Here is a 12,423-nt window from a genome sequence, read left to right on the forward strand (position 1 = left end):
AGAATTAAAACAAACTACATGAAAGATAATAAATCTATTTTACAACCTAAAGAAACGACAATCCAACGATTATTAAATTTTTCTAAATCAATTTCAACTATAGAAACACAATTTCTCAAAACAAAACTCATCATCGTTTCTAATTAATAAAAGGATAGAATAAGAAAGTAACTAGTTTATTTTATTAAGAAAAATTTATACAATTTTAAGAGTTTTTATGTTAAATCTATTGTATTGCAATATACTTTGTTTATATTTGAGGTATAATTAACATAAAAACATTGCTTATAGATAAAACTTTACTTTATTAAAATCAATACTATCCAACTATGAACTATGAAGACGACTCGTTATTAATTCGTGAATACATGAATGGTAATGAAACCGCTTTAGAAAAACTTATTGATAAATACAAAAGTAGAATCTATAGTTTTATCTACTCAAAAGTGTTAGATAAAGATGTTGCTGAAGATATTTTTCAGGATACTTTTATCAAAGTAATTCTTACACTTAAAAGTGATAAATACAATGACGAGGGTAAATTTTTGCCTTGGGTTATGCGTATTGCACACAATCTTTCCATTGACTATTTTAGAGCTAATAAACGTATGCAAACAGTAAGCGAAACTGTTGGCTATAGCGAAGATTATAATATTTTTGATTTTTTAGGAAATTGTGACGAATGTTCTGAAACTAAATTGATTAAAACGCAGATTGATCATGATTTAAGGCATTTAGTTACCTTATTACCAGACGATCAAAAAGAAGTTTTAGAATTAAGAATTTTTAAAGACTTAAGCTTCAAAGAAATTGCAGAAGAAACAGATGTTAGCATTAATACTGCTTTAGGAAGAATGCGTTATGCAATTATTAATCTTAGAAAAATAATCGAATCAAGTAATATAATTTTAACAGTAGATTAAGAAATAAAATAAATTATTTAGCGTTTTAAGTAAGATTTAAATTTTTAATGAATGAATAAATTTTACTCTAAAAATCTTGAGCCAAAACAATCTACAGTTAATAAAATACTTCAGTTTTCTCAATCAATTTCAGCAATTAAATCAAATTTATTGCAAGAGAAAATTATTGTAAATATGAATTAGTATTTGTTTTGAATACAAGATAAAAGCCTAAAATGTATGTAACATTTTAGGCTTTTTTTATTTCTATTTTTTTGTCTGAAGTTTATTTTCCTACAAAAGTTGATTTAATATTCAATTCTACCATTTGCTCATCAGCAATTGCAGATGGTGCATCAATCATCACATCACGTCCTGAATTATTTTTAGGAAATGCGATATAATCACGAATAGTTTCTGATCCATCTAATATAGATACAAAACGGTCAAATCCGAAAGCTAATCCTCCGTGTGGTGGCGCTCCATATTTGAAAGCATTCATTAAGAACCCAAATTGAGCTTCTGCTTGTTCTTGTGTAAATCCTAATAACTCAAACATTCTTGCTTGAATATCTTTATCAAAAATACGGATAGATCCTCCTCCGATTTCGTTTCCGTTTAAAACCAAATCGTATGCATTTGCACGAACTTCTCCTGGATTCGTTGCAATTAACTCCATATCTTCTGGTTTTGGAGAAGTAAATGGATGGTGCATTGCGTGGTATCTTTCAGATTCTTCGTCCCATTCTAACAATGGAAAATCGACAACCCATAATGGTGCAAAAACTTCAGGATTACGTAATCCTAAACGTTCTGCAATTTCCATACGTAAAGCCGATAATTGTCCACGAACTTTGTTTGTATTACCAGACATTACTAACATTAAATCACCTGGTTTTGCGTTCATACGCTCAGCCCAAGCTGCTAAATCTTCTTGTGAATAGAATTTATCTACAGAAGATTTAAACGTTCCATCTTCGTTGTAACGTGCCCAAACCAATCCAGTCGCACCAATTTGCGGACGCTGAACCCATTCGATTAATTTATCGATGTCTTTACGTGTGTAAGAATTACATCCTTCGGCAGCAATTCCAACGATTAATTCTTGCTCATCAAAGATTTTGAAATCCTTTCCTTTTGCTAAATCTGTAATTTCACCAAATTCCATTCCGAAACGGATATCTGGCTTATCATTTCCGTAACGACGCATTGCATCAGCAAACGTCATACGAGGAAAATCTCCAAACTCTAAACCTTTGAATGTATGTAATAAATGTTTTGCTAAGCCTTCAAAAACATTCATGATATCTTCTTGCTCAACAAACGACATCTCGCAGTCAATTTGTGTAAACTCTGGTTGACGGTCTGCACGTAAATCTTCGTCACGGAAACATTTTACGATTTGGAAATATTTATCTAAACCTCCAACCATTAATAATTGCTTGAATGTTTGTGGTGATTGAGGTAAGGCATAAAATTCACCTGGATTCATACGAGATGGAACCACAAAATCACGCGCACCTTCTGGTGTAGATTTAATTAAAACAGGCGTTTCAACTTCTACAAAATCTTGTGCATCTAAATATTTACGAACTTCCTGCGCAACTTTAGAACGGAAGATTAATTTATCTTTAACTGGATTACGACGGATGTCTAAGTAACGATATTTCATGCGAATATCCTCTCCTCCATCTGTATTATCATCAATTGTGAAAGGAGGCAAAGCAGATTCGTTCAAAATTGTGATAGAATCAGCTAAAATCTCAATTTCTCCTGTTGGAATGTTAGGATTTTTTGAAGCTCTTTCGATTACCGTTCCCGAAACTTGAACCACGAATTCGCGTCCTAATTTACGAGCAGTATCAAATAATTCTTTTGAAGAACGATCTTCATCTAAGATGATTTGAGTGATTCCGTAACGGTCACGTAAATCAATCCACATCATAAAACCTTTATCGCGAAGTGTTGAAACCCACCCGCTTAAAGTTACTTTTTCATTAATGTTGGCTTGTGTAAGTTCACCACAAGTATGAGTTCTAAACATTTGTCGTCGAATTTATTGAACAAAGGTAAAGTTTTGAGCCGAAATAAAGAAGTTTACGAAAGATTTTGAATGAATAAAGTTGAAATAAAAAAGCGATTCTCTCGAATCGCTTTTTAGTTTATTTACAAGTTGTTTTATATTTTTCGATAAAGGTTTTAATTCCATCTACAGATTTTAAGTCGAAATCAGTTGCGTTTAAATTACATTTTGTGTATTCGCTAAAGTTTTTTTGCAATTTTTCATCACTATTATTTCCTAAATAAAGAGCTTTCTCTTGTGTAGGTATTTTTAAATAAAGTTTATTATTTGACGGTTCTTCTAAAATAAGATATCCATTATCTTCACTTAAAATTTTATAGAAATATGAAAAATCAGTGCTTAAGCTCATTACGTTTCCAATGGCGTTAGTCACATTTCCGATTGTTTTCAAACCAATATAACAATTTCCTGAATCTGTACAGAATTTAGCACCTGTGTTTGATTTGTATCGTGTCGATTTTTCTTTCCCTTTTTCATTTACTGCTTTTACAAAAACAGATTTTCCGTAGTTTTCTGGAATAGATTCAATATTACTTTTCTCAACTTCTTTTGTAGCGTCTTCAAAATTGATTGATAATTTTCCTGTAATTTTATTTCCTTTTTCGTCAATCAAATAACCAGGAACATCATATAAATTAGAAGAATTTGCTTTAGCTTCAGCAATATCTTTTTGATATTCTGCCTGATTATCTGCTATTTTTTTATTCTTCTCTTCTTCTCTTTTATAATAAATCTGATTCTCTAATGTATAACCTTCTTTAAGTGCTAATCCTACTAATAATTTTGCGAAATTAGGATCTATTGTAGTAAAAACACTTGATGGCTCATTAACTTGATATGTTTTACCATTTTCTAATGTAAATACCTTATTACTTACACTTCCTACTAATAAATCTGTATTTTCTACTAAAGAATATCCGTTTTGAAGTTTAACGCGACCAATTACTTTTTTACCAGCTGTTATTGTTCCAGTTTTATCAATTGTAATATTACTTTGATCAACTAGATTACGAGCTTCATTATAGAATGTATTAATCGAATCTTTTTTTGCATTAAAAACTTCAGTATAATTTACTTTTTTTGCAGAAACTAGTGATTTTACAACCTCTGAATCTATTCCATTTAATGTAATCAATTTATGTTCTCCTTTAGAAAAAGTCTCTACAACAGTTTTCTCAGGACTCATAGATCTTCCTACACCTTCGGTTACCACATCATTGGTTTCATTTGTTGCAAGATCAGTTACCGAAAACCAGTATTCATCTACACCATTAGGTAACGATTCGTAATTCCATTTAATAGAAACAATCGGTTTATTCTGTAAATCAGAAATGGTATAAACACGTTTTTTTCCGTCAACCATCGCAACTTCTTTCTTATCAAATAGGACTTTACCTTTTTTGATATCAATTTCTTGAGCAGATATATAAATAGCACCTAAAACAAATAAGCTAAATAGATTTTTTTTCATAAGTTAATAATTTTAACAAAATTAAACGCATTAAAACAAAGTATCCGATTATAAACATTTATAATCGGATACTTTTATTATTTATTTTCAGTTTAAATATTTCTCAACTTACTGTGTCTATAACCGTATGCAAAATATATTGTTAAACCAATGGCAAGCCAAATTAAGAAAATCATCCAATTTTTCAATCCTAACTGTGCCATCATATAAAAACAACATAACATACCAGCTAATGGTATAATAGAAGTACGTTTGAAAAAACAACGAATAACCATATAAACATAGATGATTAAAAATATAATCATCGGAATTTTATGTTTAAAAACATCCCATCCTTTTTCCATTTTCTTATCTTCATAAACTGGTAATTGAGCTAATGTTTTACTATATTGTTCGGGAGTTAATGTAGTTAAATAATCGTCCAAATGTTCCACTTCTGATCCTGTCAATTCATTAATCGTCGCATAAGAATCTTGTAACTCTTTTGGCGTTAACGAGCTTACAAATTTTTCAACAGGCATAGACTGTGGCTTATTTGTAAAGAAATCTACTGTATCATTTTTAAAAGTTGTCATACACAAAACAACAATCAAAGCCGTAACAATAGGCATAATGAATTTTGCATTAATAAAAGGCGTTTTAAAGTTTCCTCGTTTTGCATTAGGGTCAGCATCCATTCTAAGAACAGCAGCACAAACCAAAACAAAAGCAAACAAAGTACCTATAGAACACGCATCTACAACCAACTCTAAATCTGTAAACAAAATTGGTATCCCAACTACAAAACCTGTAAAAATAGTTGCAAACGAAGGTGTTTTAAATTTTGGATGAATCTTAGAGAATTTCTTTGGTAATAATCCATCGCGAGACATCGTCATCCAAATACGAGGTTGTCCAATCTGGAAAACAATAAAAACACTTGCCATTGCTACTACAGCAGAAAAGGCAATAATACCAGCAAGCCATTTTAAATCTTTTATTTTATCAAAAACATAAGCCAAAGGATCTCCAACATTCAATTCTGAATAATGAACCATACCTGTAATTACTAAAGCAATCAACACATATAAAATGGTACATATAATAATAGACGCAAAAATTCCACGTGGTAAATCCCGCTTCGGATCTTTACACTCTTCAGCGGTCGTACTAATTGCATCAAACCCTATATAGGCATAAAATACAGACGAAACACCTGCCAAAACACCTCCTATTCCATTCGGTGCAAAAGGATTCCAGTTATCTGGATTTACATAAAAAGCACCAACCACAATTACTAAAAGTACAACGGCTAATTTTAACACAACCATTGCATTACTCGCTTTTCTCGATTCATTAATTCCGCGATAAACCAAAGCTGTAATCAAAAAAGTAATGACTAATGCTGGAATATCTACCACTAAATTAAATCCTACAAATGGAGCTTCTTTGAATGCTAAATATTTAGGAATTTCTTGTGCATAAGGCGAATTAGCAATTCCTTCTAAAGTTTTTCCTTTCGCTAACTCATTTGTAACAAATTCAAAACCTTCTTTCGCCGTAAAATAATCCATTGTCATCCATTCTGGCATATGAATTCCCATTCCGGAGAGCAAGGTGGTGAAATAATCACTCCAGGAAATAGCTAGAACAATGTTCCCTATCGCATATTCCATAATCAAAGCCCAACCAATAACCCAAGCAAACAACTCACCAAAAGCCACATAACTATACGTATATGCGCTTCCTGAAACGGGTACTAACGACGCAAACTCGGCATATGCAAAAGCTGTAAACCCACACGCAATTGCTGTAAATATGAATAAGAAAATAACGGCTGGTCCGCCCTCAAAACTTGCTCGACCGATTGTACTAAAAATACCTGCTCCGACGATGGCTGCAATACCGAAACCTGTTAAATCTCGAACCCCCAAGGTTCTTTTCATTGTAGCTGTGTTCTTTGCAGATTCTGCTAAAATGGATTCAACAGTTTTCTTTCTGAATAATTGTGACATAATTTATTTAAAAAACGGGCAAATATAAAAAGACTAAACTCAAAACGGATTAGATTTCGCATAAATATTGGTTTTTTATGCAAAAATTCTTTTTTCTTTTGCTGGGTTAGATTAATTTTAAATTTAATTCAAAAAATTAACATGAGACAATTTTTATTTGCAATTGCTTTAGCTGCCACTTTAGTTAGTTGTGATTCGATTGAGCCAATTTCGCAAGCGAAATACGAGAAAAACCTTATTAAGTATTCGGACAAAATATCTGAAGCTGAGCTTAAAAAGAACTTGTATATTATTGCTGGAACTGAAATGGAAGGACGTAATGCGGGTTCGGAAGGCGAAATCAAGGCTGGAAATTATATTTCTAATTACTACAAAGAGTTAGGTATTTCTGGTCCAAATGGCAATTATTTTCAACTTATTCCCGCGGGAACATTCAGTAAAGTTAGTGGACAAATGCGCAATGTGATGGGATTTATCAAAGGTTCTGAAAAACCTGACGAAGTTTTGGTTATTTCTGCTCATTATGATCACGAAGGAATTAAAAACGGAAAATTATACGCTGGTGCAGACGATGATGGGTCTGGTACTGTTGGTGTTATGGAAGTTGCTCGCGTTTTTAGAGAAGCCGAAAAAAATGGTTTTCGTCCAAAACGCTCTATTTTGTTTTTACACGTTTCGGGAGAGGAAAAAGGTTTATTAGGATCTAAATACTATTCTGACCATCCTATTTTCCCTTTAGCAAATACTATTGCAAATATCAATATTGATATGATTGGTCGTGTAGATTATGAGCACAATGCTTCGACAAGAGATTTCTTGTACGTAATTGGTTCAAACATGTTATCTACAGATTTGTACAATACAGTGAAAAAAGCAAACGAAAGTCTTAAAATTAACTTAGATTATCGTTATGATGATCCGAATGATCCGAATCGTTTTTACTACCGTTCTGATCATTACAACTTTGCGAAACATAATATTCCATCAGTATTTTTCTTTAATGGTGTTCACGACGATTATCATCAACCAGGTGATACGCCAGACAAAATTGAGTATGATTTATTAAAACGTCGTACACAATTAACTTTTAATGCTGCTTGGTTATTAGCAAATGCAGAAAATAGACCTATTGTAGATAAGACTTCGACAACAAATTAATTTTTTCAGAAAAATATACATTTAAATATAAAAAGACCTTCGTTGTGAAGGTCTTTTTTGTGTTATAGATTTTTCTTTCTGACGAAGATAAAATAATTTAATCCTAGAAATACAGCAACGTAAATAAGGTTTATGTAGTCTAATCGCTCTAAAGAAACAATTTGATTCATTAAATTGCTCAAAGATTTAGGAGAGCTTGAATGTGGAATATAGTCTGCTGCTTTTTTACTACTTATAACACTACAAAGAACTGTCATAAAAAGTGAAAATCCTATTGGATAAATAAAACTGCGAAAAAATAAACTTAATGCAAATTGTACCATACTTACAGCTAAACATCCAATCCATAGTTTTAGAAAAGTATAAAAAGCAATTTCTCTAAAATCAAAATTCTGGAAACCATAATTTGGCGCTATAAATTGCAACAAATATCCACTCAATAAAAAAAGTACATAAGCCAAAATCACCGAAAAACTAACTATAAGCAAGATGTACAACGCTTTTGCAAAATAAACTTTGGAATGTGAAATAGGCAATGTAAACAGCAACTTATAATTATTGTTCTTATACTCTACATCACAACAAGAATGCACAAAAACAGCGATTAATACTGGTAATAAAAAGAAAAAAAACTGAAAAACATATCGTCCTAACAAAATAGACCACGGATTTACCTCTGTTTCTTCTATCGGTGCTTTGTAGATTAAATAGAAAAATACCATCACCACAATTAATGCAGGTAAAAATAAAATACCAAAAATCTCTTTATTTTTAGATAATTTATATTGTTCGGAAGCAAATGCTTTATAGAATGTGTTCGTCATTTTTTGGTTGAATTAGGTTAATAAATTTTTGCTCAAGATTTGCTGTTTCAGACTGAATATCATAGATTTCTATATTATTCTGAATTAGTTTCTCTATTTTTTGATGAAAATCTTTATCATGTTCAATTTCTAAATGAATGATATTATCTTCTCCTCTAACGTTTTCTAAAATTGTAGTAGCTTTCTCTGCATCGCTCACTTTTATTGCAACTTTACGGACTACATTTCCAAGCAACTCTTCTTTCTTTCCTTCGAAAATCATTTTTCCTCCTTCAATAATTCCAATATGCGTAGCAACTCGTTCCAATTCGCTCAAAATATGACTTGACAAGAAAATCGTTTTTCCTTCTTTATTCAAACTCAAAAACAATTCACGCATTTCATAAATTCCTTGTGCATCCAAACCATTTAGAGGTTCGTCCAAAATCAAAATTTCAGGATCATGAAATATCGCGATCGCAATTCCTAATCGTTGCTTCATTCCCATCGATAAATTCGAGGTTTTATAGTGTGCAGCATACAACAAATCAACCAACTCCAACACTTCACTTATTCGTTCCTCACCTTTTTTATAAATAACATCCAAATATTTCAGATTTTCATAAACCGTTAATTTTGTGTAATAACAAGGCGCCTCAATCAAATTTCCTGTCAATGAATGAATCTTAATTGCATCTTGTTTGATACTTAAACCATTCAAGAAAATATTATCATCTTTAGAATTCAATAAACCTAAAAGCAATTTTATCGTTGTCGATTTTCCTGCTCCATTTCGTCCCAAATAACCATAAATACTTCCTTTCGGAACATTAAGATTAACTTGATTTAATATTTGTTTTGATCCGAAACTAAAGTTCAAATCTTTTATTTCTATACTTTTCATTATTTGTCTTCATTTAGTGGTGTTGGTACTTGATTCACATCAATATAAAAAATCCCATCTACAAAATCGCTCCATTTCGCTTTCAAATTCATTCCTTGATCCATCACAGAAAAATATTCTGTTTTGAGAATAGATTGACTCGGAATTTGGCGAAAATCTAAAAAGAAATAAGGCTGATTGAGTTGATGAAACACATTTTCTATAGCGTATTTATTAGGCGTATTTGTAATTTGTTTCAACGGATTGTAAACTCCGTACGAAGTAAATCCTATTGAATACGATTGATTTTTATATCTTTCTTTAATATATTGCCCCAAAGGTTTGAAATCATTTGTATGATATTTTTTATAAGCATGTACATTTGCAGACCAGACAATCACTTTTTGATTTGGATAAAGAGAATCCAATTGATAAATTAAATTTTCAGCCATCAAAGAATCGCGGAATTGCATACTTTTCATTGTTCCAGGTTTATACTTCAAATTTTTCTGAATATCATTTTTAACATCATTCAGGTATCTCGCATAAATACTTGTTTCAGCAGTTTTTAGGAGTTTAGAAATTCGATATTTAATAGAATCTAATTCATTAAAAAACAATTGACGTTCTTCTTCTTTGTAACTTCTTTCAAATACTTTTTTTAATTTTAGTAAATCAAAAAAAGAAAGCTCTCGTTTAAATAGAGGATATCCATTGATATTATTCTTGTCTAAAAAATCTTTTAATAAATTTACTCTTGCTATATTATTAGTTGATTTTTTGGAAGATCTAAAACTATTATACAAACTACCTGAAAATTGTATATCAAAACCTCCCAATGTAATTGGATTGTTTGTTTTCTTCGATTGTAAATAATAGTTGTTTAACGGAAGTGTTTCCTTATTCGCCCACCAAAAATTAAACATACCCAAACCAGCAATAGAATCTTTTTCGATACCTAAAGTACCTTTTTCCATTTCATTATTCACCATCCACATATCATATTGTCCAGCTTCGTACAACACAACATTGTAGTCTAAGTTTTCGTGCAAATATTTTATTAAACGAGCTTTTGCCTTAAAAGTTTGCCCATCTTGATGAATACTTTCTCCAAGAAAAACAATGCGATTATCTTTTAAAACTGTTTTAAGAAATTCTAAATCCAGAGTGTTTTTTTCGCTCATCTCAATAGAATTTATTGGATGCTTATACTGATTTGTTTCAGCAATTATCTTTTCAGAATCATCATTAGGAACTTTCTTGAAAACAAAAACATTTAACAATACTGCATTGAGTAAAGTCAAAATTGTAAATAGTGTTAATTTCTTCATTAATTGTTAGTGTTATTTAAAATTAGTATTATTTCGTTTACATGATATATTATTTTAATAATATGATTCCGAAAACCTTAAAAAGGTTGGTTAAGAATCAAAAAAATTAAAACTTGTTTCATAAAACTATGTTGTCGTAATTCCGTAACTTTGAGGAACAATAAAAAACAAACAATGAATAACGATATTCTTAATTTGGAACCAAAAGCAATCTGGAAAAATTTTTCTGCATTGAACTCAGTTCCAAGACCTTCTAAAAAAGAAGAAAAAGTTCGTCAGTTTATCATCAAATTTGGTGAAGATTTAGGTCTACCTGTAGAAACGGACGAAGTAGGAAATGTTTTGATCAAAAAAGTGGCTTATCCTGGAATGGAAGATCGTAAAAAAGTGATGATGCAATCGCACTTGGATATGGTTTGTCAAAAAAATAATGATGTAACATTTGATTTTGATACACAAGGAATCGAAATGTTGATTGAAGATGGGAAATTTGTTACAGCAAATGGAACAACTTTAGGTGCAGATAACGGAATTGGAGTTGCTACAATTATGTCAATTTTAGAATCGAAAGATATTCCTCATCCAGCTATCGAAGCGTTTTTCACGATTGACGAAGAAACAGGAATGACTGGTGCTTTAGGTTTGAAAGCTGGATTTTTATCTGGTAAAATCCTATTGAATTTAGATACAGAAGAGGATGACGAATTAGACATTGGTTGTGCTGGTGGTGTTGATGTAACGGCTACAAAAACTTACACAGCTGAGGCTACAAACGGAACTGCTTTTACGTTAACATTAAAAGGTTTGAACGGTGGACATTCTGGAATGCAAATTCACGAAGGTTTAGGAAACTCGAACAAATTAATTGCTCGTTTATTGAATGCTGGAACTGAATTTGGTTTACAAGTTGCGCACATGGAAGGAGGTAGTTTACGCAACGCTATTCCGCGCGAATCTTGGGCTAAGATTGTGATTCCTTCTGACAAAGTGGATGCTTTCAAAGCAGCTTACGAAACTTTACGTGCAGAAATCATCGAAGAGTACGAAACGAAAGAACCTAAAATGGTGATTAGTTTAGAATCAACAGAAGCAAACTCAGCAATGTCAGCACAAGATTCTAAAGTTTTTATTCAAACAATTATGGCAGCCTTCAATGGTGTTTACAGAATGAGTCCTGATGTAGAAGGTTTAGTAGAAACGTCTAACAATGTGGCGCGCGTAGAAGTAATCGACGGAAATGTTCGTGTTTTATGTTTAACACGTTCTTCTGTAGAATCTGGTAAAGAAGCCTTAGCACAAACGTTGAAAGCTGGTTTCGAATTAGGTGGTTTTGAGGTTAAATTCTCTGGTTCTTACCCTGGTTGGAAAGCCAATACTCATTCAGAAATTTTAGAATTAATGAAAGGAATCTACATCACTCAATATGGTGAAGAACCTAAAGTTGTCGCTTGTCACGCTGGTTTAGAGTGTGGAATTATCGGAACTAATTATCCTGGTTTGGATATGATTTCTTTCGGTCCAAATATCTCTGGTGCTCACTCTCCTGACGAAAAAGTAGAAATTGCCTCTGTTCAGAAATTCTGGAATTATTTATTAGAAATTTTGAAAGAAATTCCGAACGATGGAGCTGTTGATTATAGCTGTGCAAATTCTAAAAACATATAATTATAAGTTATAAACTTAATTATAGGACCACTTTTTAAGTGGTCTTTTTTTTACAATAATAATTTTTACATAATTTTAAATTTCAAGTTAATAATTTTCATTAATTAATTGTTATTTAGATAATTATTCACAA

The 12,423-nt window shown here is 31.5% G+C and carries 10 protein-coding genes; 4 read left to right on the forward strand and 6 right to left on the reverse strand.

Annotated elements, in window-relative coordinates; translation table 11 throughout:
• The first annotated feature begins 329 nt into the window (after positions 1 to 329).
• Both QHG34_RS06905 and QHG34_RS06910 read left to right on the forward strand, forming a co-directional pair.
• A complete protein-coding gene (locus tag QHG34_RS06905; RefSeq protein ID WP_282629474.1) occupies positions 330 to 923 on the forward strand; it encodes an RNA polymerase sigma factor in 594 nt (197 codons plus the stop codon).
• Between the two features lie 51 nt (positions 924 to 974).
• Entirely contained in the window at positions 975 to 1,106 is a 132-nt protein-coding gene (locus tag QHG34_RS06910) for a hypothetical protein (protein WP_282629475.1), read from the forward strand.
• Between the two features lie 82 nt (positions 1,107 to 1,188).
• Here QHG34_RS06910 and aspS read toward each other — a convergent pair whose 3' ends face one another.
• The 3 genes from aspS to QHG34_RS06925 all read right to left on the reverse strand — a co-directional run bounded on the left by aspS (position 1,189) and on the right by QHG34_RS06925 (position 6,450).
• A complete protein-coding gene (gene aspS / locus QHG34_RS06915; protein WP_282629476.1) occupies positions 1,189 to 2,946 on the reverse strand; it encodes an aspartate--tRNA ligase in 1,758 nt (585 codons plus the stop codon).
• A gap of 118 nt (positions 2,947 to 3,064) precedes the next feature.
• The gene (locus QHG34_RS06920; protein WP_282629477.1) at positions 3,065 to 4,456 is read right to left on the reverse strand and encodes a hypothetical protein; all 1,392 of its coding nucleotides are present in this window, start codon (positions 4,454 to 4,456) and stop codon (positions 3,065 to 3,067) included.
• A 92-nt stretch (positions 4,457 to 4,548) separates the two neighbouring features.
• On the reverse strand, positions 4,549 to 6,450 hold the full coding sequence (locus QHG34_RS06925) for an amino acid permease (RefSeq protein WP_282629478.1): 1,902 nt from the start codon (positions 6,448 to 6,450) through the stop codon (positions 4,549 to 4,551).
• A 141-nt stretch (positions 6,451 to 6,591) separates the two neighbouring features.
• Between QHG34_RS06925 and QHG34_RS06930 the strand changes: the two genes are divergently transcribed.
• Positions 6,592 to 7,608 carry a M28 family metallopeptidase gene (locus QHG34_RS06930; RefSeq protein WP_282629479.1) on the forward strand — a complete coding sequence of 339 codons (1,017 nt, stop codon included), beginning with the start codon at positions 6,592 to 6,594 and terminating at the stop codon, positions 7,606 to 7,608.
• A gap of 62 nt (positions 7,609 to 7,670) precedes the next feature.
• On the opposite strand, the gene QHG34_RS06935 is transcribed toward QHG34_RS06930, so the two are convergent.
• From QHG34_RS06935 to QHG34_RS06945, 3 genes are read right to left on the reverse strand one after another with little or no spacing between them, the layout of a single operon-like run.
• Positions 7,671 to 8,432 (reverse strand): ABC transporter permease, encoded by a 762-nt coding sequence (locus tag QHG34_RS06935; protein WP_282629480.1) that lies wholly within the window; start codon positions 8,430 to 8,432, stop codon positions 7,671 to 7,673.
• Positions 8,413 to 9,315 carry an ABC transporter ATP-binding protein gene (locus tag QHG34_RS06940; RefSeq protein WP_282629481.1) on the reverse strand — a complete coding sequence of 301 codons (903 nt, stop codon included), beginning with the start codon at positions 9,313 to 9,315 and terminating at the stop codon, positions 8,413 to 8,415. Before QHG34_RS06940 ends, QHG34_RS06935 begins: the two co-directional genes overlap by 20 nt.
• Positions 9,315 to 10,625, reverse strand: coding sequence for an erythromycin esterase family protein (locus tag QHG34_RS06945; protein WP_282629482.1), 1,311 nt, complete (start codon positions 10,623 to 10,625; stop codon positions 9,315 to 9,317). Before QHG34_RS06945 ends, QHG34_RS06940 begins: the two co-directional genes overlap by 1 nt.
• Positions 10,626 to 10,799: 174 nt before the next feature.
• On the opposite strand from QHG34_RS06945, the gene QHG34_RS06950 reads away from it, so the two are divergent.
• Positions 10,800 to 12,290: an aminoacyl-histidine dipeptidase gene (locus QHG34_RS06950; protein ID WP_282629483.1), complete on the forward strand. Its 1,491-nt coding sequence runs from the start codon at positions 10,800 to 10,802 to the stop codon at positions 12,288 to 12,290.
• Positions 12,291 to 12,423 lie beyond the last annotated feature (133 nt).

This window comes from Empedobacter sedimenti (genome assembly GCF_030005555.1).
In the GTDB taxonomy this organism is placed as follows: Bacteria; Bacteroidota; Bacteroidia; order Flavobacteriales; family Weeksellaceae; genus Empedobacter; species Empedobacter sedimenti.